Consider the following 23,453-nt stretch of genomic DNA (forward strand, 5'->3'; position numbering starts at 1 on the left):
CCGAATTTTCATATCACAAAGGAGAAAAGTATGCGTGAATACAAGAAGTATTGGTGGGCGCTGGTAGCAGTCGTTACTATCGCCTTCGGGATACTCGGCTATTACGGCGTAGAGGTTTACCGCGAAGCGCCGCCGGTGGTGAGTTTTGCCGATAAAAACGGCAAAATAATAGTCGAGCAAGAGCAAATTTATAAAGGCCAAGAGGCCTGGCAAAGCATCGGCGGTATGCAAGTGGGCTCTGTGTGGGGACACGGAGCGTATCAGGCGCCTGATTGGACGGCTGATTGGCTGCATAAAGAGCTAGTAGCGTTTATGGATATAAAGGCAAATCAGCTTTACGGAGTTAAATTTAATGCTCTTAACGCCGAGCAACAAGCCAACATCAAGGCTCTAACAAAGAGCGAATACCGCACGAATACGCTAAAAAACGGCGTTATAACGATCAGCGACGAGAGGATCGCGGCGGCAAAGGTAGTGCGCGACGAGTATAACGGACTTTTCGGCAACGATCCGAAATACCAGAAGCTACGCGAAAACTACGCGATGAAAAACAACACGCTGGCTAAAGAAGAAAACCGCGAGCAGTTAAACGATTTCTTCTTCTGGGCGACCTGGGCTACGGCGACGAATCGCCCAAATAGCGAGGCTACGTACACCAACAACTGGCCGCACGAGCCGCTAATCGACAACGTTCCGACGAAAGAAAACGTATTTTGGACGATTATCAGCGTTACGATTTTGGTCGCGGGTGTGGGCTTACTAGTTTGGTTTTCGAATTTCTACGGCGAAAAAGATCACGAGAAACTCGCTCCTATCGACGCCGATCCGCTCTCAAGGCTAAATTTAACCCCGTCTCAAAAGGCGCTTGGCAAATACCTTTTCGTAGCGCTCGCGCTATTTGTTTTCCAGATCATGATAGGCGGCTTCGTGGCGCACTATACGGTCGAGGGACAGGAGTTTTACGGTATAAATTTATCCGAACACATACCGTACTCTTTGGCGCGCACTTGGCATATCCAGGCGAGCATTTTCTGGATCGCGACGGGCTTTTTGGCGGCCGGACTTTTCCTAGCGCCTATCATCAACGGCGGCAAGGATCCTAAATTTCAAAAACTAGGCGTTGATTTGCTTTTCTACGCGCTGCTTTTCCTAGTCGTGGGTAGTTTTATCGGCGAGTACATGGCGATAGCGGGCAAGATGGAAACGTCTACTAGCTTTTGGCTCGGTCACCAAGGATACGAGTATATCGAGCTTGGCAGAGTTTGGCAGCTTATTTTGTTTGTGGGTCTTGTTATCTGGATGGCACTCGTACTTCGCGGATTCGTCGGCGGATTTAAGGCTGACGGCGATAAAAACCTGCTAGCTATCTTTACGGCTTCTGCTATCGCGGTGGGACTTTTCTACGGCGCGGGACTATTTTATGGACAAAGAAGCCCGCTACCGGTGATGGAATACTGGCGCTGGTGGGTCGTTCACCTTTGGGTCGAGGGCTTTTTCGAGGTGTTTGCGACCGCGTCGCTTGCGTTCGTGTTTGCCTCTTTGGGTCTAGTCGGTAAAAAATTTGCGACTTACTCAACCCTAGCAAGCGCTAGCTTATTCTTAATGGGCGGCATTCCTGGTACCTTCCACCACCTTTATTTTGCTGGAACCACTACTCCGATCATGGCGGTGGGCGCTAGCTTTTCCGCGCTTGAGGTCGTGCCTTTGGTGCTTCTTGGGGCAGAGGCCTTCCATCAGTATTCGCTTCAGTTCGCGCAAAGCTGGGCAAAAAATCTCAAGTGGCCGCTTTACTGCTTTATCGCGGTGGCGTTTTGGAATATGCTGGGTGCTGGCGTGTTTGGTTTCCTTATCAACCCGCCGCTATTTTTGTTCTACATCCAGGGTCTAAACACCACTTCGGTGCACGGACACGCGGCGCTATTTGGCGTTTACGGATTTTTGGCGCTAGGTTTTGTTTGGCTCGTGGCGCTTTACCTTTTCAAAGGGCAAGAATTTAACGACAAGCTGATGAAAGTAGGCTTTTGGTCGCTAAATGCGGGTCTAATGCTAATGATTTTAGCGTCGCTACTTCCGATCGGTCTTTATCAGGCCGTCGCCGCGATAGACGTGGGCATGTGGTACGCTAGAAGCGCGGAGTTTTTACAGATGGATCATTTGCAAAATTTACGCTGGCTAAGGATGATCGGCGATACGATCTTTATCATCGGCGGCATTTGCTTCTTTATCCAGATTCTTAAATTTATTGCGGGAAGCTGCGGCTGCAAGGCTAAAGCCTAACCCCTCTAAGCCCCTATTTTAGGGGCTTAGCTTCTTCTAAACTTCTATCTTGTAAAATTCGTCCCAAAGGACGAAAATGCAAAAATTTAAAAAATATCTCCGAAATTTTATCTTTGGCTTCTTGTTTGCCCTACACGCTTTGGTATTTGCGGCGATAAACTACGCCTTCCCGCACTATGACGAGGCGATCATCACGGGCGGCGAGGTCAAGCGCATGGATAAAGACGGCTTTATCGATGCGCAAAATCCCGCCGACGGCCCGACGCGCGACGTGTATTTTATCTACACGCGGGAGCTAAACGGCACGAAGGTGATGCCGTATCGAAACGAGGACACGAGCTGGGGCTTGCCGCTTTATTTTAAATTTAACTCCGCCGACGTCCAAGCCGCCGCCCAGAGTCTAGTTGGCGAAGGTAGGGCGCAGATCAAATACTACGGCTGGCGCATCGCGGTGCTAGATATGTTTAGAAACGCCGTTTCCGTTAAAAAGCTAAAAGATGGCGAAACGCGCGCAAATCCTATTTTTAGCTATATATTTTACGCTTTGACGGCGGTTTCGTTTGCGGTTTGCGCCGTTTTTGTTAAAAGGAAATTTAAAGACGAGCTAAGCTCAAATTTATAATCCAAGCTAAATTTGAGCGGTTTTTCGTCGCCTCGCTCAAATTTGACTAGGACGAGCTAAATTAACTAGCGGACGCAAACTGCGTTAAATTTAGCATTAAAAAGCAAATTTAAAAAATCCCTAAAAAATATCATTTGCAAAGTAGCCTATAATCCAAAAACATATCGCGATAGTCGCAAACCAGCCCATCCCTGCGCTTTTGGCATAAAACAAAAAGGCTAGTACGCAAACTAAGGCTAAATCCGTTCTAGTCAAACTTATTCTCCCATACGCGCGCCGCCGTCAAATTTAGCGCAGTATAGCCGCCGCACGCAAATTTACTCTTTTATATTATCTGGCAGCATCGGTTTGCCTAGCAAAAACCCCTGCGCGTATTTGATGCCGAATTTTTTTATCTCGGCGAGGATCTCTTCTGAGCTAACAAACTCCGCCACGACGTTGTAGCCCTGTCTTGCGGCAAAGTCGATGATGGTTTGCAGCAAGTAGCGGGCGTTTTGATCAAACGGTAATTTTTTGATAATCGAGCCGTCGATCTTAATCGTGTCGATATCAAGCTCCAAGATACGGTAGTAGTTGGAGTAGCCGCTACCGAAATCATCGATCGAAATTTTGCAGTTGTAGGCGCGGACTTTGTTGATGAAATCATTTACGATATTATAATCGTCCACGCCTTCGCTCTCTAATATCTCAAAATACACGCGCTCCGGGCTAGAGCATACGCGCAGTTTTTTCTCGATGAGCTCTCTTATGCTCTCGTTTGTGATATCGCTACTTGAAAGATTCATCGAAAAACCCACGTTTTCAAATCTTTCGACCAGCCTAAAGACGTGTTCGATGACCTTTTTGGTGATGTCGTTATAAAGCGAAATTTTCTTTGCGATATCAAGGAATTCGCCAGGATAGCGTATCTTGCCGTTTTCGTCGATGAGGCGCACGAGTACTTCGTAGTATTTTATCCGCGCGCCTTGGCCGGATACGTCGTAGATAGGCTGGCACTCGACGATAACGGTGTCGTTATATAGGGCGCTTTCGATAGTGCGCGACATGATTTGGTTGTGGTAATACTGCTGCTCGATGTAGCTGTTTTCGGTATAAAACTGCGCTGCCTCGCCCCTTTGTACGGCTTCGTGGTGGGCTAGCATGGCTTGAGTTAGGCGATTTGTCTGTACCGTGTCTTGAGGCATGCTGACGCCTAAGGTTATTTTTATGTTAGGTATGGATTCGCGCTCGTCGTCTACGGTTACGTAGAGATTTTGCGTTTTGAAATAATCTACGAATCGCTTAGCGTCCCTGTTTGCGTCCTCGCCGTTATACCAGATGCAAAATTCATCAAACTGCACTCTGTAGATATCTGCGTCCATCGCGTAAGTATCTATACAAAGCTTTAGCGTAGAGGCAAACGAGGCGATGATAAGGTCTACGGTTTTGGTCTTGTAAAAAAATCTAAAATCCATAAAATTGTTTATGTTTATGTAAATTATCATCCCGCTAGGATGGCGCTCCATGCGCTGAGTGAGCGCGAAATAGCTGCCAAATCCCGTTAGCTTGTCTATGAGAGCTTCGTTTTGTAGCTGCTTGTTTTTATCTTCGAGCTCTTTTGTTATCGCTATCTCTTTGGTTCTATCAAATTTGATCGCCATGTAGCCGTCTTTGTAGCCTTTTTCGTTAAAAAGCGGCGAGAAAACGACTTGCTCGCGTATTAATTTACCGCTTTTGGTTTTGCTGATTAGCTCGTCGGCGCGCCAGATATTATCGTTTTCTATCGTGTCTAGCATCCTTTGATAAAACTCTTGCGGATGTAAGCCCGATTTTAGTAAATTTATATTTTTGCCGCTTATCTCTTCAAATTTATAACCCGAGTTTTGCTCGAAAATTTTATTTACGTACCTGACTTGCTTATTTAGATCGGTAAAAGCGATGGAGTTAAAGCTGTTATCCACGGCTTGTTCGAAGCGATTTAGCAGTCTTATGTTGTTTCTAGCCCTAATGTACGATAGATAAATAAACGCCGCCGTAATCCCGAAAAGTACGAACACGAAAATCGTCGTGCCGCGCAAATTCGACGTTACGCGCTCTACGTAGGCATCGTTTTTGCTTCTTAGCTCGTATAGCTTTTTGCTTAGATTTAGGTCTTGTATACTAGCTAGCGTCCGGTCTGCTTCCTCGTAGCGACGCAGCAGCTTTTGCGCGCTTTGTAAAAAATCTTTCTCACGCTCGTTTAAATTTAGGCTTTCATAGCTTTTTAGCAGCTCTTTAGCGCCGTTTATGTCGGCGTTTATACCGTATCTAATCAGCAAAATTTTAGGCAGCAGCTCGCTAAAACGCGAGTCGTTTAAAGAGCTAAATTTCAGCATCGTTTCTTCAAAACTAAGCTTTGCCAGAGCGCTAAGGGAGTTAAATTTATCGATTAGCTCGCTTTTTTGATCAAACGTTTCTCGTATCTCGTTGACCGCTCCCTCGCCGATAGCTAGCCGCTCAAACGATGCCAGCTTGCCCGAGCTTAAATTTAACAAATCGTTTTTAAGACTGGCCGCATACCTCATCGTCGTATCGTAATCAGCCTGCAAAAACGTCCTTTTTAGCGCAAAGTCTATCTCGTCGTCGGAGTCTATCATATCTTCTATCGCGCCTTTGTATTCGTAGGCTTTGATTACGTCTTTGGTGGCTTTTTGCGTCATCACCGTACCGAAAAACGCGATGCAAGCGATGATAAAAAGTAAAATTTTGTGAAAGATTATCTTGTGTTTCATTTTAAAATTTCCGGTCGTTCGCCGCTTAAAGCAAGCAAAAATTTATAAAGCAGCCGCGTCTGCTCGTCACTTAACTCGTATCCGATACGCTCTTTGGCGATAAATTTTATCGCGTCTTTTAGATCCGTTATCTCGCCGCTATAAAGATAGGGTGCGGTTTTTTCGATATTTCTTAGGCTGGGCACTTTGTAGCGAACCTGTTTGCCTTTATCGCCGGGGTTTAGCTCGTAGTAGATATTAGCGCCTAGATTGACCCCGCCGTGGCAGTTTATACAGCCGATTTTTTTAAATAGCTCAAACCCGCGCTTTTCGTCGCCGTTTAGAGCGTTCTCGTCGCCGCTGATAAATTTGTCGAATTTGGCGTTTGGCGTGACGAGAGCTTTTTCGAAATTTACCAGCGCGTCGGCGATGTTTTCAAAGCTTACGCCGTCCGGGTAAAGCCGCTCGAACTCTTTTTTATAAACCGCGTTTAGACCGACCTTTTCTTCTAGCTTTTTAGGCTCTTCGCTCAACTGCTCTTTGCCGGTTAGACTCTGTTTCACCTGCTCTTTTATATCTTTTACGCGGCCGTCTTTAAAAAATATAAAATTTAGCGCCGAATTTAGCGCCGTAGGCGGGCTGGCTTCTTTATCGGCGGAGATTTTTAGGTTTTTTTTGCTAGTGCCGCTTAGCTCCCAGTAAAGGTTGTGGCACTTCTCGCAAGATACCGTGCCGCCGGGGCTTAGCGACGCGTCAAAAAAGAGCTTTTTGCCTAGCCGCGCCTTTTCGTCGTCGTATTCAAGCGGCGCCACTGGACTTAGCGAGGATGCGAAAACCTCGGCGCAAAAAAAGGGCAAAATGCAAAAAAATATCGGCAAAAACGCTCGCGGCAACAAAAATCCTTTTTAAATTTTAAATAAATAAAGCGATTATATCTTAAAAAACCAAAAGCTTCATTGAAGAGACGATTTTTTCCGTCACGAGGCCGTCCTGCGCGATGCTTTCTAGCCGTGATCTGACCGCGTTTTCCTCGTGCGCGAAATTTGCTATCTCCAAATGCCAAAGTGCGTTTTGCGTCATCTCTTCAAGCGTGCGTTTTTGCTCGCGAGACTCCTCAATCACGCAGGAGTTAAAGGCGATATTTTCGCGGCGCAAGTACTCTTCGAAAAAATTTGCCTTTTCTTTAAAGCATCGCTTCTCGGATCCTTCGTAAAAAAGCTCCAAAACGCTTGAATTTCGCGGTTTATTCCACCAAAGATAGACCCTTTTTTCGCCCAAATTTATAAATTTACTAAAATCCTCCTCGTCCGCGATCGCGGGGCTCATCGTGCTAAAAGCCACGTCGTAAACGCGGTTTGGATTAAAGTTTTTAAAATCGCTTTGAACGGCGGTTAAATTTGAAATATTAAATTTCGCCGCGTCTTCGAGCATGACTTTTAGCATCTCGCCTGAAATATCCATGCCGGTTATCTCGCGGCAAATTTGCGCTAAAAGTAGCGTATGCACGCCTGTGCCGCAGCCGATATCCACGACGCTTTTACCGTCAAATTTAACTCCGAATTCCGCAATCTTATCGTATAACCGTCTTTGAAAAACGCTAGGCTCGCCCGTAAATCTCGTATAGCTTGACGCCTTTTTATCCCACATCTCTTTCATTTTGTTTGCCTTTAAATTTTTGCTACAATTTTAGCGTTTTTAGGAGCGAAAATGAAAATTTTTTATTACGAATTGATCGTGGGCGAGGACGCCATCGACGTGAATCATCACGCAAACAACGCTCACTACGTCATCTGGATGCAAGAAGCCGCTGGCGCCCACTCAAACGCCGTGGGCGACCTTATAGAGACAAATCTCGCGCAAAACCGCACGTGGATGGTACGCAGGCACGAGATAGACTATCTGGGGCAGCTATTTTTGGGCGATAAGGTGCGCGTGAAAACCTGGACGCAGCCCGAAAAAAGAAGCTGCTCGAAGCGTTTTTATGAGTTTAGCAAGGACGGAGAGATAGTTGCTAGCGCGGTGACGACTTACGTATTTTTCGACCTCGCGCGCGGTCGTCCGATCGCGATACCGCCGGAGATCGCAAAGCTTTACGAGGATTAGTTTTAAATCGCCCGCGTCAAATTTGAGTTTTAAATTTGACGCGGCAACCGCTTTAAATTTAGTAGACCGCGTTTTTATAAAATTGCGGTGAAATTTGCTCGCTAAGCCGTTTTTTAAATTTAATGTCGGTAAGCAAATTTGAGTTCGGAATTTATCGTCAAATTTAAGCGCAAATTTTAAAAACAGTCGTCGCAAACGCCCTTAACTACGACGCTTTTTACGTGATTTTGTTTTAGGCGCGGCATGTCGATATTGGTCATCTTGTGGCAGACGTCGCAGACGAAATACGCCTTTGCTCCGCTTTCAAGTTCGTAGAAATTTTTGCGGTTATTTTCGCTTTTTAGCACGATGCCCTTAGCCTCAAAAAGGTCCATACAGCGGTAAAACGTTGTTTTGTTTGCGCCTATTTGGGCTAAAATTTCGTCATAACTAAGCGGTGCGGCGGCGGCGCGTAAAATGTGTAAAATCTCGAGTCTAAGCGGAGTGATTTTGATATCATTTTTCGTTAAAAGCTCCTCAAAACCGGCTTTTTCTTCCAAATTTTTGCCCATATTTTTCCTCCGCGTTAAGAATTTTAGGGTATTATACCTTGAGAAAAATTAATTTGCAACTAAGTTGCTTTTGATATAATTTCGCCCAAATTTTAACACGGAAAGGATAAAAATGAGAAAAATTTTCGCGTTTTTATGTTTGGGCTTAGTCGCGCTCTACGCCAAAGGGCAAGTTAGCGTCAGTATTTTGCCGCAGGAGTATTTCGTCAAGCAAATCGCGGGCGAGGCCGTCGAGGTAAACGTGATGGTGGGCAAAGGAGCCGATCCGCACACGTACGAACCAAAACCAAAGCAAATGACCGCGCTTGAAAAAAGCGACCTTTATTTTGCTATCGGGATCGAGTTTGAGGAGGCTTGGCTGCCTAAATTTCAAAAATCCTATCCAAATCTCAAAATCGTAAAAACCGACGCGGGCGTGGAAAAGATCAAATTTGAAGGCCACCACGAACACGGCGAACACGATCATCACCACGACGCCAAACACGAACACGCAGCCCACGAGCATAAGCACGAACACGCCGGTCACGATCATCACGATCACGAGCATCACCACGGCGAATTTGACCCGCACATCTGGCTAGATCCCGTTTTGGTAAAAGTCCAAGCTAAAAACATCGCCGACGCGCTAATCGAAAAATACCCTGAGAACAAGGCGCTTTTTGAGGCGAATTTGGCTAAATTTGAAGCTAAGCTCGACGAGCTTGACGGCTTTATCAAAAGCACTCTAGTAAATGTCAAAAACCGCGAATTTATCGTATATCACCCGTCTTGGGGCTACTTTGCTAAGCGCTACGATCTAGAGCAAATCGCGATCGAAGTAGAGGGCAAGGAACCAAAACCCGCCGAGCTAAAAGAGCTCATCGAGGAGGCTAAAGAGCACGGCGTCAAGGTGATTTTCGTCGCTCCGCAGTTTTCTAAAAAAGCCGCGCAAACCGTCGCCAAAGAAAGCGGCGCTAGCGTCGTAGAGATCGATCAACTGCCGCTTGATTGGGACACCGAGCTACGCAAAACGGCGCAAATTTTCGCAAAGAGCCTGTAAATGAAATTTGGACGCATATTTGCCGTTTTCGCGCTTTTTGCGTCCTTTTTTAGCTTCGCGCACGCCTGTGCGCTTTGCGCGCTTTACACTCCGACCGCACACGCCGACATTAAATTTAACCTGCAAGGCGAGACGATAAAAACGGCCGCCGTAACCTGGACATTTTCTGAAAATTTCACCGCTCTCACGCTACAAAGCTACGACGAAAACGCCGACAAAGCGCTCAGCAAAAACGAAGCGTGGAAGGTGCAAAAATCCCTGCTCGACTACATCGTGCCGCGCGGATATCTAACTAGTGTGGGCTACTACGACGGCGCGGGTGAGACGGTGAATCTGCATACCAAAACGCTATCGCAGCGGGTTTATCTGGATGAGGGCAGGCTAAATTTCGAGTATATTTTAGAGCTAAATTTAGCAGTCAAAGACGGCCGCGTCGTCACGGTCGAGGTTTTTGACCACGAGGGATTTTTTAACTTTAAAATAAGCTCGCCAGACCCCTACGCGCTCACCGATAAAATTTATCTCGTGCCAAACGTAAATTTGAGCACGGCGTTTTTTGAAATGACCTCAAAAGCGCCCAAAATAGAGCCTGCAAAGCCAGAGCTTAGCTCGCTGGTTAAGGCGCAAAATAAGCAAAATTTAGAGCAAATCGACGCGGCGGATAAGGCTAAATTTGACTCCGTTTCTGGCATGAGCCTTCAGTTTTTAGAGCGCTTAAAAGAGCTCATCAAGATAAATAGCGCCGAGCTAAACGCGCTAAATTTCGCCCTGCTCGCTGCGGTTAGCTTTTTTTATGGATTTTTGCACGCAGCAGGCCCGGGTCACGCCAAGATGCTAACGGCTAGCTACTTCGTCGCAAACGGCGGCAGCTACTCGCGTGCTCTAGTTTTTGCGATGAAAGTCGGATTCGCGCACGTGGCGGGTGCGTTTTTGCTCGTGCTTTTTAGCTACGTTCTTTTAAACGCGTTTTTGACGGACAAGGTCAGCGACATAGCGGGTGCGATGACGAAAATCTCGGCCGTAGCGATCGTTTGCGTGAGCCTTTATATGATCTACGCCAAGCTTAAAAAAACGGCGCTAAAGCTTAAATTTAGCTTTGCCACCGCGTCCGTTTCTAGCGAAAAAGGCGCAAATGGGGCGAGTAAAGTTTTTGGCTCAGATTTAAACCCAGCGTCAAATTTGAGCGCAAAATCGGTCAAATTTAGCCCTATCGCCCACGAGAGCGAATGCGGCTGCGTAGCCTGTAAGGCCTCTAACGAAGCTCCAAAAACTGCTAGCGAGTGGCTGGTGGTGCTAGCTGGCTCGCTAGTGCCGTGTCCGGGTACGCTGCTAGTTTTCGTGCTAGCCTTTAGCCTAAACAGCTACGCGGCCGGGCTTGCTAGCGGCGTATTTATGGGGCTTGGCATGGGTGCGGTGATATTTTTAGCAGCTGTTTGCGGCTTTAAGCTAAAGGGCGCGATGAGATTTCGCGCGCTGCGGACTTGCTGCGAGTTTGCCGCGCTTTTTGTGATGCTGGGACTTGGCGTTTTTATGTTTTATATTTCGGGTAAGGTGAGCGTTTTATGAGCGACATTTCGGTACGAAATTTGAGCTTTGGTTACGATGAAAACCTCGTGTTTAACGGTATAAATTTAGAATACGACTGCAAGGATTTCCTAGCCATCATCGGCCCAAACGGCGGGGGCAAAAGTACGCTTTTAAAGCTGATGCTAGGGCTAAACAAGCCAAGCGGCGGTACGATCGAGGTGTTTGGCCAGGAGCCCGCTAGCGTGAGCAAGGCCGTGGGCTACGTCCCGCAAAATATCCCGATAAATCAAAGCTTCCCGATGCGCGTGCTCGAGGTGGTTTTGATGGGGCGGATAGATAAAAAGCTGTTTGGATTTTACGGTAAGGACGACAAGATAGAAGCCGAGTCGGCGCTAGAGCGCGTCGGCATGGGCGAATTTACGCGGCGAAAGATCGGCGATCTAAGCGGCGGGCAGCGCCAACGCGTCTATATCGCGCGCGCGCTTTGCGCAAAGGCAAAAATTTTGATGCTAGACGAACCCACCGCCAGCATCGATACGAAAGGCCAGGCAGACGTCTATAAGCTGCTAAAGCAGATAAATGCTGACGGCACGGGCGTCGTACTCATCAGCCACGACGTAAATTTGACGCTAAATTTCGCCACCAAGGTCGCCTATGTCAATCACGATCTTTTCATACACGAGATCTCGCACGGCTCCAAGCAGGATTTTATCGAGCATTTGGCGAGAGATCATAGGCATTTTTGCGATGTGGAGGTGGCGCTCAAGGAGTGCGGCTGCGGACATCGTTAGGCGATTTGCGGCTTGTCTTTTTCCTTTATACGTCGTTGGAAATTTCACCGAAGCTCGGTTACATACTATATGTATGCGCCCTCGCTCGGCTCATTTCCGCCTCGTCTCCTCGTAGCGAAGTCTCGTTACGAGCGCTTGCGCGAAGTAAAAAGAAAAAATACGGCGCCTTATTGTTTTACGCTCAAATTTACAAATTTGAGTCGCCGAGACCCGCACCGCGAAAATGTAAATCTAAATTTGCGGCGCGACAGCGCCATATAAACCTGCACGCAGTGCAGCAACCTCTCACGTCGTAGGGGATGGGGGATTGTTAAGGGGGAAGGGAGCGACTTCGTAATTCAAGCCCCTTCCCCCTTAACAAGAAAAATTAAATTTATGCGCGACGCTAAATTTAACCAAACCAAATTTAGCATTTTTGCGGTGCGGGTCTCGGCGAGAAACACCAAAAACGCCGAAAAAAGTAAAAAAAGGAAACAAATGCTAGAAGCTCTTAGCTTAAATTTCATGCAAAACGCCCTGCTGGCAGGCATCCTTGTTAGCATCGCTTGCGGCGTGATCGGCACGCTCACGGTCATAAACCGCATGGTTTTCATTGCGGGCGGCATCGCTCACGGCGCATACGGCGGGCTTGGCATCGCGTTTTATTTTTCGCTCGAGCCGCTGCTTGGAGCGAGTCTGTTTTCGCTGTTTTTGGCGCTGCTCATCGCCACGATCACGCTCAAAGACAAGAGCAAGATGGACTCCGTTATCGGCGCGCTGTGGGCGTTTGGCATGGCGTTTGGTATCATCCTAACCGACCTAGCGCCGGGCTACAACGTCGATCTCATGAGCTATCTTTTCGGCTCGATTTTAGCCGTGCCGCAGGGCGATCTTGTTTTCATGGCGGTCGCAAACTGCGTTATACTCGCGTCCGTCGCGCTATTTTACCGCCAGTTTGAGGCGCTTAGCTTTGACGCGGAGTTTGCGCGGCTGCGCGGCGTGCGCACGACGCTGCTGTACTACGCGCTAACGTGCATGATGGCGCTAAGCGTCGTGATGACGATACGCGCGGTCGGGCTAATACTCGTTATCGCGCTACTCACGATCCCGCCCTATATCGCGGGCGCGATATCAAGCCGTCTGGGCACGATGATGCTAAACGCCGCGCTCATCTCGGCCGCGTTTTGCGTGAGCGGGCTGTGGCTGAGCTTTGAGGCAAATTTAACCAGCGGTGCCAGCATCATCCTCATCGCTTCGGTTTGCTTTTTTATATTTACGGCTGTAAAAAGGCGGTAAATTCGGCGTTTTGGGTTAAATTTGATCAAATTTGGCTTGTGACCCCACAGGCGACAGACTGCGCGGCGCTCTCAAATTTGGCTAAATTTACGGATTGATTAGCTTTTGCTTTACGTAGTAGCCTAGGTGCTTTTGCAAGAGGCGGTCGTTTTTTGAAATCTCGTATAGCGAATTTATCAAATTTTTATACTCGTCGCTCTCCTCGTCCACTACGCAGTAAAAGAGAAATTTTTTGTTTTCATAAAAACAAAGCTCGACTTTAAACGATACCCACGAATAGCCAGAGTCAAAATACCTAAAATACACGTCGCCGATACCGACCGTATTGCCGCTTGGTTGTAAAGCGCTTGTTTGTGACGCAGAGCTTTTTGGCCTTGGCGGTCTTTACGCTTTGGCGCGCAAAAAGGCAAAATAAAAATGCGCAGCCGGCCGTCATGGCGACCCAAAAGACGCCTACGTCAAAGCTCTTGTCGCGCGCGTATAAAAGCAGCATCAAAAGACAAAGCGCGGAGTCGACTTCTTTGTGGACGGTATGCGCGAGCTCAAATTCGCACAAAATTTTCTCTTCGGCATCAAGTTTCATCCGCTTTGGCGCCGCTAAATTTTCATCCTCGTTCATTTTTTCCCTTCCTTTGCGCGATCAAATTTACGCCGAAATTTTTAAATTTAAACGTAAGTTTGGGCCGCGCACGTCAAATTTCGTTTTCGATGCGCCCGAATTTGAGCAAAATTCGGCACCTAAACTCGCCGTTAAAACCCTAAATTTAACCGCAAAATTCGGCTGCTCCGTATTTAAGCATGCAAAAGAGGCTAGCTCAAATTTCCCCGCGATCTTTTGTTTTTATAGTAGCTGCCGACTTCGCTAACGACGATGCCAAAGAGTATGAGCCCGGCTCCTGCTATCTGCACGCCGCTTAGTATCTCGCCGCCGACGAAATACCCCACTATCCCCGCGCTTACGGGCTCAAAGGTAAATATGAGCGAGGTTTTAACGGGCGTCGTGTAGCGCTGCGCCGCGGTTTGCACGAAAAACGCCAAAACCGTCGCAAACACCGACGTCACCGCGACCGCAACGAAAAATGCTTCGTCCAAAACGGGCACGACGCCGCGAGGCTCGAAAATCTGCGCCGCAACGAAACAAAACGCCGCCACGGCCGCAAACTGCGCGCTCACCATCCAGTACAGCTCGCACTTGCGTACCAAAACGCCCGTGAAAATGATATGCAGCGCAAAACCTAGCGCGCAAACGACGCTAAGCCCCTCGCCGACGCCAAAACCCAGCTCGCTACCCGTTAGCAAATAAAGCCCTGCCGCCGACAAAAACGCGCCGACAAAGGCATAAACTACGACCTTTTGTCCGAAAAACGCAAGCGCGATAAAGGGCGTAAAAACCGCGTTAAGTCCTGTGATAAAGGCGACGGTGGAGCTTGGGGCGTATTTTAGAGCAAAGGTCTGAAGCGTAAAGGCCGCGAACAAAAGCACGCCTAAAAATGCGCCGAATTTGAGAGAATTAGGATCGATCTTGCGCGTAAATTTGAGGCTTATGAGCGCCATCAAGACGGCCGAGATCAAAAACCGCCAAAATAAAAGCGTAAAAACGCCGTTGGTCTTTAGCGTCTGCGCCATCGGCAAAAACGTCACGCCCCAGACCACTGCGATAGCAAGCAGCGCAAAGTCGGCCTTGAATTCGGTTGATTTTTTCATCTGATTTCTTTAGCTAAATTTAAGGGGCAAATTTAACGCAATTTGACTAAATTCGGGCTTTATCGCATCAAATTAAAAGTCGCCGCCGTCTTGCCAGCGGGCAAAACGGCGATAAATTTAAAGCTAAATTTAAGAGGCGATTTTAAAAGATTTCCGTAAAAATCGCCGCGAGAGTAGATTTAGAGGCGAATTTATAAATTTGATTTTACGGCGAGGTTTTGCCTTGAGCGAAACGGCAAGCAAAACCCGCCGAAATTTAAGCTAAATTTTCCTTTTTAGCGCGCAGGTAGCTGCCTATCTCGCTAATCAAAACTCCGACCAAGATAAGCGCCGCGCCGCAAAGCCTGTACGCGCTGATGTCCTCCGCGCCGATGAAATACCCCATCGCTCCGGCGGTTACGGGCTCTAGGGTGAAAAATATCGCCGTTTTAACCGGCGTGGTAAATTTTTGCATAAGCGCCTGTGCGAAAAACGCAAACGCCGTGCCCAACACGCCCACGACTAGCATCGCTATGATAAACGCCTTGTCCGTGACGGGAGCGATTTTAGCGCCCTCAAAAACCAAAATAGCTACAAAACAAAGCGCGACTAGGGTTAAAATTTCAAAATAAACCATATTTACGAGGTTGCATTTTTGCACCAAGCGGTTGGTGAGCACGATGTGAAAAGAGTAGGCGCACGCGCAAACCAGAGCCAAAATTTCGCCCAGGCCAAAGCCCACTTTCGTATCGCCTATCATATAAAGCCCCGCCACCGCAAACGCCACGCCCACATACGCGTAGGAGTAAATTTTATACCTAAAAAGCCCCGCCGCGATAAAAGGCACCAAAGCCACGTTTAGCCCGATGATAAAGGCTACGGACGAGGTGTCGGCATACTTAAACGCGAAAGTCTGACTCACGAATCCCGCGAACAAAAACAGACCCAAAATCACGCCGGGTTTTATATCAGACGCGCTTACGTTTTTTAGCTTTTTATAAAATATCGCGCCGGCTATGATCGCCGCTAGCAAAAATCTCCAAAACAAAACGCCAAAAACTCCGTTAGTCGCAAGCGCGAGCGAGGTAGGCAGATAGCCTAGACCAAAGACTATCGCAACAAATATCATGCCTACGTCGGCGCGAAATTCCAAACTATTTTTCACTATTCTCCCTTATGATTTTACTTAAAAATTCCCTGCAGGATCTTCGTGCCCTGCTCGACCGCGCCGCCTCGTAGCGAGCTTTCTTTCTCGCTCATCACGTTAAAGAGCCCGTCTAGCGTCTTGCGCGTGATGTAGTCGTTTAGATCCTCGTTTTCTTGCGGGATGTATTCGCCAGCACCCATGCTAGTAGCGATGCCTTTTAGCTGTTTTGCGGCGTCGGATTTTGCTAGCGCGCTACCCGCGACGAACGAATTTAGCCCGTTATAGGCGGTTGCGAAGGTATTATCGCTCATCATCTTGGTAATGATCGGTTTAAATACGGCTTGCAGCTTCTGGCTAGAGCTTTGTTGCAAAAACTTTGTAAAGCTATCCTTGCCGCCTTGTAGTACCTTTTTCACGTCCGCGTCGCTCATGTTTTTTATCACGCCCGAAAATACGTCCGCAGCTCCCGGCACGGCTGCGCTCGCGGCGTTATTTATCGAGGCCACGAGCTCGTTTGCCCACTTTTCGCCACCTACTTTTTTAGCCAAATTTGCAGCCGTTTCCAGGCTCTTTGGCAGCGGGATTTTAGCCGCGGCGTTATTTAGAAATCCCCCGTTTGACAGCTCCTTAACGGCAGCGTTTAGAGCCGAGCTAACCGCGCTTTTGTAGTCGCCCGAGTTTGCCGCGCCAAGTATCTGCGCGCCTTGATTTAGCGTTTCTTTATTTAGTGCATCCTGCCAGCCTGCCGCCTGCGCCGAAACGGCGAGTAAAACCGCGCATAAGATCAAACTTTTTTTCATCGTTTTTTCCTTAAAGTAAAATTCGGCGGTTATGATATTAAAACTCGGCTTTTAAACGGGTAAATTTTGTCCTTTTTAGGGCTAATTTACCTGCATCTTTACGGCACGGCGGCTTAAATTTGCAAAATTTAAATCGCAAATTTGAGCCTGGATTTAAGAGCTAAATTTAAGTGCAAATTTATACGGCGCGCTCGTCTGTTTGGCTTCAAATTTCAGACGTCAAATTTAGACGCAAATTTGAGCTAGATTAACCGAGAAAAGCAAAATTTGAGTTAAAATTAGCCTTTTTGAAAGGGCAAAATGGAGCTTTTACTTCTCTCTATCGCGCTTGCTATGGACGCGGCGGCGCTTAGCATCGCAAACGGTGCAAAATACCGCAATCTCGCGCTATCAAAGATTTTATTTATCGCATTTGTTTTTGGATTTTTTCAGGCGGCGATGCCTCTTGCGGGCTATTTTTTGGGTGCTGCGTTTGCGAGATTTATCGCGCAGATCGATCACTTTATCGCGTTTGCGATTTTGGGCTTTTTGGGCGTAAAGATGATCCGCGAAGCCTGTAGAAACGAGCCCGCGCAGGCTATGAGCCTTGATACAAAGATGCTGCTTTCGGGCGGATTTGCCACCAGCATCGACGCGCTAGCCGTGGGCGTGACGCTGAACTTTACGGCCGCTGAGATCTACTTTAGCGCCGCTGTTATCGGGATAGTTTGCTTCGCGCTTAGCGTCACGGCGTTTTACGTCGGCAAATTTGCGGGAGAGTTTTTGGAGCAAAAGGCGCTGATCTTAGGCGGAGCGATCCTCATCGCTCTTGGATTTAAAATTTTAATCACGCACCTTTTAGATCACGGATTTTTGAGCTAAAGGCTAAATTTAGGATTTAGCGGGCTAGTTTAGCTTTGCCGCAAGCGAAAATTCGCTAAAATCGTTAAGCCCTCATAAATTTAAACGCGGCCGGCGAATACAGAAACATTTTAAGGAATTTTATGAGCGAAAAATTTAAAATCATAGACGCTTGCGTGCAAGGCGATGTGCGCTATCCTTACGTCCCAAAGCCGTCGCAGGGCAGAGATGCTACGGTAGTGATCTACCCGCCTAACAGACTAGCCGAGGGCATAGCCTTTGCCAAAGAACACGACGTGCGCGTTGTTAGGATAGCAGGCAACCCTAGCGTTGTTTCCTCGCTTGATTTTAGCGCATTCGAAATCTTTCCCGAGATAGAGTCTGTAGAGATTTGGAAGGATTTTAAAATCGGCGAAGTAAAGGGCGCGGAGGCGCTTTACGACACTGAGATGCGAGCTTTGCGATTTTTCGAAAATGCCGAATTCGGGCTCGATTTCTCGCGTTTCAAAAATTTAGAAGCGCTTGAGGCGACGCAAAACAAAAAGATGAAATTTAACCGCCTGCCGCCTACTTTGCGCTACGCTAAACTTTCAAAACTCTCGCACGAAAATTTAGCCGTTTTCCGCGATACGCCAAGACTTGAGCAGCTAGAGCTGGCTTTTACGAGGATTGTGAACCTGGACGGCATAAAGCGTTGCAGCGAACTAAATTTTTTGTTTATATTTTCCGCGCCTAGGCTTACTAACGTAAGCGAGATAAATGCTCTAAAAAAGCTAAAGTGGCTTTATATCGAGCGCTGCAGGCTGCTTAATAGCGCGGCGATAGAAGGCATTCGGCTAGAGTCGCTGGAGCGTTTTGATGCGCGCTTTAACGCGGAAAATTTGAAATTTTTAGCCAATTTTCCGAATTTGCGAGAATTCTTTTTTAAATACGTAGCAGACGGAGATCTAACGCCCATACTAGAGAGCAAAATCAGCGGCTGCGGCTTTGAAAGCAGGGGGCATTATTCGCATACTTGGAGCAAGCTCCACGACCTGCTAAAGGCAAAATACGACAAAAAATGAAGCAAGATAAAGCATGCAGACTAAAACCGGCGCAAACGAAATGAAAATTTTAGGCGACGTCATCGCTCCAAATGTCGGTGTCGGGGATATACATTTGGGCGAAAACATTAATGATATCCTTAGCAAGTTAGACAAACTAGGCTACGAAATAAGCGATATACGCGACGACTGCATAAAAATAAAAGAATCGTTTTTGGATATTTATTTCGACCCTATAAATTTTGAAATTTCCCTTATCTCGTGCGGCGTAAATTTTAACGGATATTGTAAAACGTCAAAAGGGCGCATTTGGGCTGGGATGAGCGTAGCAGATATCTTGCAAAATACGACCGAGCAGGTCGCTTGGGGCGGATTCGTCGCGGTCGATAGGATTTTGGGTATCGGTTTTCCTTTGCCGGAAGAATTCGACGATTTTTCCGAATTAACCGATTTTTTAGATTATGATTTCGTTTTTAAAGAATTATGGGTATATAAAGACGCAAACGCGAATAATTTAAAGGCCAATAAGCGGCGTAAGCGATAGAAATAAAAATTCGGCAAAATCGCAAGAAATAATTGGCAAGCAAGAGGGTTTGATTGAAAAATGAAAAATATCCTTGTTTGGGGCTATCCTGTTAAAGATAACGAAAAAAGAGAAAAACTAAAAATACCGTTTTGCGATCAGATAGGCATTTTGGAGAAATTTAATATTAAAAAGACGCATCCGCCTTTTAGCTACAAATGGGTCGATACCGGTATAAACGATAATATCCATCCTATGCCAAAAGACGTAACTATATGTATAAAATCGATAAAAAATATTAGCTTTGATTTCTTGCCTTACGGCTTGGGTTTTTATATCGTTTCAGAAAAACTACTGTCTTTTTTAGAAAAGAACGGGTTTGATTATAATTTTGACAAGAGCATCTCGTATCTGGTAAATACGAAAGGAAATTTGCTTACCGATGAGGCGTTTTATCTAGTAAGAATAATAGGATGGAAAATAAAAGAAGAGGTCGTTTATCCGGATTTAGCCGATCCGAAACAAGGTTTATCGGCGGCGGCTTATACGGACTCGCATAGAGATATCCTTTTAACTAGAAATTATTGCTATTTAAATACGTTAATAGTCAATAAAGATTTAAAAGATGAAATCTTAACTCTTTTTCGTAATCCTTTTTTGTACTCGCTAGGCGAATGGAAAAAACTATCGTAATTAGCGCGGCTTGGTCGACGACTAATTCAAAAAATCGTATATAGGCTTATCGATTATATTTTTGATGCTATTTAAGTAACTAAAATACTCGTCGAAACAAACTACGTTAAGCTCGTTTTGATAAATAAATAATCGCATACGAATCCCCTTTATTACTTGGTTATTCCTCTTAAATTTACCCTCTGCCGCCGTAAAGCACCACGCAAGCGCCAAGCAGGCAAATCGCACCGCCGATTAAGTCCCATTTGGTAAAAGCTTGCTTTTCTACAAAATGCAGCCAAAGCAGCGACGAGACGATATAAATGCCGCCGTAAACGGCGTAAGCACGCCCGGCGAAGTCTAAATTTACACGCGTTAAAATAAAAGCAAATGCCGCGAGCGACGCACCGCCGAGCCCCAAAAACAGCGCGCTTTTGCCCAGCCTAAAATACGCCCAAAAGCTAAAGCAGCCAAAAATCTCAAAAAACGCCGCCGCGAAATAAAGCAAGATTTCTTTTAGCAAAGCCCGTCCAGATCGATCTCGATGCCCACGGGGCAGTGATCGGAGCCCGTGACTTCGTTTAGGATAAAGGCGTCTTTTAGGCGGTCTTTGAGGCTTGATGAAATGAAAAAATAATCGATCCTCCAGCCGACGTTTTTGGCGCGGGCGTTAAAGCGGTAGCTCCACCACGAATACGCGTCCGCCTCGTCGCCGCGCACATGCCGAAAGGTGTCGATAAAGCCGCGCGAGACGACCTCGTCCAGCCACGCGCGCTCGATGGGTAAAAAGCCCGAGGTTTTGGCGTTTGCTTTGGGGTTTTTGAGGTCGATTTCGCGGTGCGCGGTGTTTACGTCGCCGCAAAATATCACGTCTTTACCCTGCTTTACGAGCTCCTCTATATACGCCAAAAACTTAACGTAAAAGTCCATCTTGTAAGCTAGGCGAGTCTCGTCTTTTTGGCCGTTTGGAAAGTAGATGTTAAAAAGCGCGACGTTGCCGAATCTATGTTCCAAAACCCGCCCCTCGTCGTCATCGAAAAACGCCGCTTTTTGCGTGGCGGAGCTAAATTTAGCCAGACTCATCACGCCGGAATACCCGGCTCTGGCCGCCGAATTTACGCTGATTTCGTTAAATCCGAGCTTATAAATCTCGGCGGGCACGTCGCTCTCGCGCACCTTGATCTCCTGAAGGCCCAAAAAATCGGGCTTTTGCTGCTCTAGCCAAGCAAAGCCGTCTTTAGCAGCGACGGCGCGCAGTCCGTTTACGTTCCAGCTGATTAGTTTCAAATTTTATCCTTTGTTAAATTTGGCGTATTGTATCGCAAGAGCCGTAAAATAAGCTAAAATTTAGTAAAATTAGGATCGTTTTAAGGAGTAAAAAATGAAAAAAATCATCGTTTTATCGCTCATGCTCGCAGCATTTTTAAACGCAAAAGAGATAAAAAGCGCGAACATTTTCATCTCGGACGTAAAGTCGGTTACGGAGCTGGGGGTGTTTTTAAAGGCAAACAAGGACGAGATCGTGAAGCTAAATTTGAACTACTGCGCGAACGAGAATAGCCTAGAAATTTTAAAAGATAAGGAAAATGAGCGCATACCGGGCGTAAATTTTAGCCTAATTTTGGAGGAGTACAAGCCCTCAAAAGAGCTTGCCGTCGAGCATTACGCCAGGCATTTTGACCTTGGCGAGGGGTATGACGGCGAAATCAACGCGGGCGTGGAGGACGGCGAGCTAATCATCAAACACAGTCTTCGTGAGGGCACTTTTGAAAGCGTCGCTTTGCAAGTAGGCGGCTCGGATCGCGGCAAAAAATATATGTGGCGTTATCTTTGGGACGAAACCGCTAAATGCAAAGGCGGCGAGGTGCGGCTGGATGGGATTTTTTACGTGGATAAGGGCGAATACCCCGCGGGGAGCGACCTCGGCGATGATTACGATATTTTCTGGCTCGACTCGATAGCGAAAAAATACTTTAAACTACTAGAATACAAAAAATAAATTTAGCGCGATGACGGAGCTAACAAGGGAAATTTTCGCTCAAATTTTGGGCGAGAAAAAGATGGAAATAATTTTATTTTTAGCGCAAAATGCCGACGAAAACGGCTTTATCTGCATTAAAATTTCGCAAATCTGCGAGCAAACGAGCGCTAGCAAACCAACCGTCATAGAGACGATAAAACTGCTAGAAAGCCGTAAAATTTTTGAGCGCGTAAAAAACGGGATTTACCGTTTTAAAAATCTAAAAGGGCTGCAAAAATGAGTAAATTTAGTCTCTTTGCGCGGCCGTATTTACTTCGGGCAAATTTGGCGCGCGCTAGCAAATTGCCTAATTTAAATTAATTGCGCAAAATTTATTCAACCTGATTCGCCGAAATTTGGGTCAAATTTAGTCATGCAGATTTTACTGCCGAGCCGCGAATTTAACCGACCTTGGCCGGGCGATGCGTTCGTAGTCCTTTGTGTTTAAAATGATAGAGCGATCTAGCAAGCCTGCGTTAAAGGCAAGCTCGAAGTAGCGCGTAAATAAGCTAGGATCGGCGATCAGCTCTAACTCCTCGCAAAAGCTAAAGGGCGGAACGCTGCCGGGTACGCAGTCCGTTAGCCTCGCGACCTCGTCGGGGCTTGCTAGGCTCGCTCTTGATCCGCCGAGTGCGCTCGCGATGAGCTGTAAATCAGCCTTGTAATCCGCCGGCAGCACGGCCAAAACATATCGTTTGGCGCCGCCGCCTTTGATGGCGCAAACGAGCGCCTTAGCCCCCTGTCCTAGCTGCGTGCCGCGCGCTACGGCAACCTCGGCCGAGGTTTTGACGCTCTCGTGAGATACCGCGCGAAAGTTTGCGTTTTGCGCGCTTAGCAGCTCTTTTATCTTCTCGAAAATTTGCTCGGACATCGCTATTCCTTTGGTTTAAATTTTAGTTTGGATTATACAGCAAATTTTAAAATATCTGCCTTGCAGCTCCCGATTATTTTAAAGATTTAGCAAACCAAATGCGTCTAAATTTAAATATTTTTGGCTATTATTTTGTAAATTTGCCTTAAAATGAATGCAAAAAGAGCAAATTTACAAAGGAAAAATATGCAAATAGACAAAATCCAAATCGAAGCGGGCTGGAAAGAGGCGCTAAAGGATGAGTTTTTAAGCGAAAATTTCGCCCGAGTGAAGGAAAATTTTCTACGCGCAAAGGCTGCGGGCGAGGTCTATCCGCCAAACGCGCTGATATTTAACGCCTTTAATCTAACGCCCTTTAACGCCGTCAAAGTCGTAATCCTGGGCCAAGACCCGTATCACGGCGCGGGGCAGGCGATGGGGCTAAGCTTCTCCGTGCCGCGCGGCGTCAAAATCCCGCCCAGCTTGCAAAATATCTACAAAGAAATTTACGACGATTTGGGCGTTACGCAGCCAAATTCGGGCGATCTGAGCTACTGGGCGAAGCAGGGCGTGCTGCTGCTAAACGCGACGCTAAGCGTTAGCGCTGGGCAGGCAAATTCGCACTCAAATTTTGGCTGGCAGGAGTTTACGGACGCTGCGATCAAAAAGCTTAGCGAACGCGCCCAAAACGTCGTTTTCATGCTCTGGGGTAATCCCGCTAAGGCCAAAATCCCTCTCATCGACGCTAACAAACACCTTGTGCTAACGGCGGCGCATCCAAGTCCGCTAGCGCGCGGGGCGTTTTTTGGTTGCAGACACTTTTCAAAGGCGAATTTGTATCTAGCGCAGCACGGCAAAGCGCCGATAGACTGGGATTTAAACAATGCCGTTTAGAGCCGAGCTAGCCGAGCAAATTTTACTTTAAATCTACGCAAATAGACGAATTTAACAAAGGAGTAAA

The 23,453-nt window shown here is 47.0% G+C and carries 25 protein-coding genes and 1 pseudogene; 14 read left to right on the forward strand and 12 right to left on the reverse strand.

The features are described 5' to 3' along the window. Positions 1–30: 30 nt before the first annotated feature. Positions 31–2,277 (forward strand): nitric-oxide reductase large subunit, encoded by a 2,247-nt coding sequence (locus Q0218_RS10205; protein ID WP_297969258.1) that lies wholly within the window; start codon positions 31–33, stop codon positions 2,275–2,277. A 76-nt stretch (positions 2,278–2,353) separates the two neighbouring features. Further along, the gene (locus Q0218_RS10210) at positions 2,354–2,899 is read left to right on the forward strand and encodes a DUF1523 family protein (RefSeq protein WP_297969260.1); all 546 of its coding nucleotides are present in this window, start codon (positions 2,354–2,356) and stop codon (positions 2,897–2,899) included. Positions 2,900–3,216: 317 nt separating this feature from the next. Here the strand turns inward: Q0218_RS10210 and Q0218_RS10215 are convergent, their stop codons facing one another. The 3 genes and pseudogenes from Q0218_RS10215 to Q0218_RS10225 form a co-directional block, all read right to left on the reverse strand. Next, the gene (locus tag Q0218_RS10215) at positions 3,217–5,649 is read right to left on the reverse strand and encodes an EAL domain-containing protein (protein WP_297969261.1); all 2,433 of its coding nucleotides are present in this window, start codon (positions 5,647–5,649) and stop codon (positions 3,217–3,219) included. Further along, positions 5,646–6,521 (reverse strand): cytochrome c peroxidase, encoded by an 876-nt coding sequence (locus tag Q0218_RS10220; protein ID WP_297969263.1) that lies wholly within the window; start codon positions 6,519–6,521, stop codon positions 5,646–5,648. The genes Q0218_RS10215 and Q0218_RS10220 overlap by 4 nt, the downstream gene beginning before the upstream one ends. Positions 6,522–6,564: 43 nt before the next feature. Next, positions 6,565–7,290, reverse strand: a pseudogene (locus tag Q0218_RS10225) (class I SAM-dependent methyltransferase); the annotation flags it as partial. A 45-nt stretch (positions 7,291–7,335) separates the two neighbouring features. Here Q0218_RS10225 and Q0218_RS10230 point away from each other — a divergent pair. After that, a complete protein-coding gene (locus tag Q0218_RS10230; RefSeq protein ID WP_297969265.1) occupies positions 7,336–7,731 on the forward strand; it encodes a thioesterase family protein in 396 nt (131 codons plus the stop codon). Positions 7,732–7,907: 176 nt separating this feature from the next. Here the strand turns inward: Q0218_RS10230 and Q0218_RS10235 are convergent, their stop codons facing one another. Next, the gene (locus Q0218_RS10235; RefSeq protein ID WP_297969267.1) at positions 7,908–8,282 is read right to left on the reverse strand and encodes a transcriptional repressor; all 375 of its coding nucleotides are present in this window, start codon (positions 8,280–8,282) and stop codon (positions 7,908–7,910) included. Positions 8,283–8,394: 112 nt separating this feature from the next. Here Q0218_RS10235 and Q0218_RS10240 point away from each other — a divergent pair, with 112 nt between their 5' ends. The 4 genes from Q0218_RS10240 (at position 8,395) to Q0218_RS10255 (ending at position 12,914) form a co-directional block, all read left to right on the forward strand. After that, on the forward strand, positions 8,395–9,321 hold the full coding sequence (locus tag Q0218_RS10240; protein WP_297969269.1) for a zinc ABC transporter substrate-binding protein: 927 nt from the start codon (positions 8,395–8,397) through the stop codon (positions 9,319–9,321). Next, positions 9,322–10,887 (forward strand): DUF1007 family protein, encoded by a 1,566-nt coding sequence (locus Q0218_RS10245; RefSeq protein ID WP_297969270.1) that lies wholly within the window; start codon positions 9,322–9,324, stop codon positions 10,885–10,887. Beyond that, complete coding sequence (locus tag Q0218_RS10250) at positions 10,884–11,639, forward strand: ABC transporter ATP-binding protein (protein WP_297969272.1); 756 nt, start codon at positions 10,884–10,886, stop codon at positions 11,637–11,639. The genes Q0218_RS10245 and Q0218_RS10250 overlap by 4 nt, the downstream gene beginning before the upstream one ends. 375 nt (positions 11,640–12,014) lie before the next feature. Next, a complete protein-coding gene (locus Q0218_RS10255) occupies positions 12,015–12,914 on the forward strand; it encodes a metal ABC transporter permease (RefSeq protein ID WP_297969274.1) in 900 nt (299 codons plus the stop codon). Between the two features lie 87 nt (positions 12,915–13,001). On the opposite strand, the gene Q0218_RS10260 is transcribed toward Q0218_RS10255, so the two are convergent. From Q0218_RS10260 to Q0218_RS10280, 5 genes are all read right to left on the reverse strand, one after another. Beyond that, positions 13,002–13,220, reverse strand: coding sequence for a hypothetical protein (locus Q0218_RS10260; protein ID WP_297969276.1), 219 nt, complete (start codon positions 13,218–13,220; stop codon positions 13,002–13,004). Next, on the reverse strand, positions 13,210–13,533 hold the full coding sequence (locus Q0218_RS10265; protein WP_297969278.1) for a hypothetical protein: 324 nt from the start codon (positions 13,531–13,533) through the stop codon (positions 13,210–13,212). The genes Q0218_RS10260 and Q0218_RS10265 overlap by 11 nt, the downstream gene beginning before the upstream one ends. A gap of 191 nt (positions 13,534–13,724) precedes the next feature. After that, positions 13,725–14,618, reverse strand: coding sequence for a DMT family transporter (locus Q0218_RS10270; protein ID WP_297969304.1), 894 nt, complete (start codon positions 14,616–14,618; stop codon positions 13,725–13,727). A gap of 256 nt (positions 14,619–14,874) precedes the next feature. Then, positions 14,875–15,762: a DMT family transporter gene (locus Q0218_RS10275; protein WP_297969306.1), complete on the reverse strand. Its 888-nt coding sequence runs from the start codon at positions 15,760–15,762 to the stop codon at positions 14,875–14,877. Between the two features lie 17 nt (positions 15,763–15,779). Next, complete coding sequence (locus Q0218_RS10280) at positions 15,780–16,544, reverse strand: DUF4197 domain-containing protein (protein ID WP_297969308.1); 765 nt, start codon at positions 16,542–16,544, stop codon at positions 15,780–15,782. Between the two features lie 300 nt (positions 16,545–16,844). Here Q0218_RS10280 and Q0218_RS10285 point away from each other — a divergent pair, with 300 nt between their 5' ends. The 4 genes from Q0218_RS10285 (at position 16,845) to Q0218_RS10300 (ending at position 19,643) form a co-directional block, all read left to right on the forward strand. Then, the gene (locus Q0218_RS10285) at positions 16,845–17,405 is read left to right on the forward strand and encodes a manganese efflux pump MntP family protein (RefSeq protein WP_297969310.1); all 561 of its coding nucleotides are present in this window, start codon (positions 16,845–16,847) and stop codon (positions 17,403–17,405) included. A 122-nt stretch (positions 17,406–17,527) separates the two neighbouring features. Further along, positions 17,528–18,448, forward strand: a complete 921-nt coding sequence (locus Q0218_RS10290) for a hypothetical protein (protein WP_297969312.1) — start codon at positions 17,528–17,530, stop codon at positions 18,446–18,448. Between the two features lie 13 nt (positions 18,449–18,461). Continuing rightward, positions 18,462–18,971 carry a hypothetical protein gene (locus tag Q0218_RS10295; RefSeq protein WP_297969314.1) on the forward strand — a complete coding sequence of 170 codons (510 nt, stop codon included), beginning with the start codon at positions 18,462–18,464 and terminating at the stop codon, positions 18,969–18,971. 60 nt (positions 18,972–19,031) lie between these two features. Continuing rightward, positions 19,032–19,643: a hypothetical protein gene (locus tag Q0218_RS10300; RefSeq protein WP_297969316.1), complete on the forward strand. Its 612-nt coding sequence runs from the start codon at positions 19,032–19,034 to the stop codon at positions 19,641–19,643. Between the two features lie 175 nt (positions 19,644–19,818). On the opposite strand, the gene Q0218_RS10305 is transcribed toward Q0218_RS10300, so the two are convergent. Together Q0218_RS10305 and Q0218_RS10310 are read right to left on the reverse strand one after the other, a co-directional pair. Then, the gene (locus tag Q0218_RS10305) at positions 19,819–20,145 is read right to left on the reverse strand and encodes a YnfA family protein (RefSeq protein WP_297969317.1); all 327 of its coding nucleotides are present in this window, start codon (positions 20,143–20,145) and stop codon (positions 19,819–19,821) included. After that, complete coding sequence (locus tag Q0218_RS10310; protein WP_297969318.1) at positions 20,139–20,909, reverse strand: exodeoxyribonuclease III; 771 nt, start codon at positions 20,907–20,909, stop codon at positions 20,139–20,141. Before Q0218_RS10310 ends, Q0218_RS10305 begins: the two co-directional genes overlap by 7 nt. A gap of 94 nt (positions 20,910–21,003) precedes the next feature. Between Q0218_RS10310 and Q0218_RS10315 the strand changes: the two genes are divergently transcribed. Next, a complete protein-coding gene (locus Q0218_RS10315; RefSeq protein WP_297969319.1) occupies positions 21,004–21,621 on the forward strand; it encodes a hypothetical protein in 618 nt (205 codons plus the stop codon). A 10-nt stretch (positions 21,622–21,631) separates the two neighbouring features. Next, a complete protein-coding gene (locus Q0218_RS10320) occupies positions 21,632–21,883 on the forward strand; it encodes a replication/maintenance protein RepL (protein WP_297969320.1) in 252 nt (83 codons plus the stop codon). A 141-nt stretch (positions 21,884–22,024) separates the two neighbouring features. On the opposite strand, the gene Q0218_RS10325 is transcribed toward Q0218_RS10320, so the two are convergent. Next, positions 22,025–22,513 (reverse strand): YbaK/EbsC family protein, encoded by a 489-nt coding sequence (locus Q0218_RS10325; protein WP_297969322.1) that lies wholly within the window; start codon positions 22,511–22,513, stop codon positions 22,025–22,027. Between the two features lie 186 nt (positions 22,514–22,699). Here Q0218_RS10325 and ung point away from each other — a divergent pair, with 186 nt between their 5' ends. After that, the gene (ung, locus tag Q0218_RS10330) at positions 22,700–23,386 is read left to right on the forward strand and encodes a uracil-DNA glycosylase (RefSeq protein WP_297969323.1); all 687 of its coding nucleotides are present in this window, start codon (positions 22,700–22,702) and stop codon (positions 23,384–23,386) included. Positions 23,387–23,453: the final 67 nt, after the last annotated feature.

The sequence above is a fragment of the uncultured Campylobacter sp. genome (genome assembly GCF_938039245.1).
GTDB lineage: Bacteria > Campylobacterota > Campylobacteria > Campylobacterales > Campylobacteraceae > Campylobacter_A.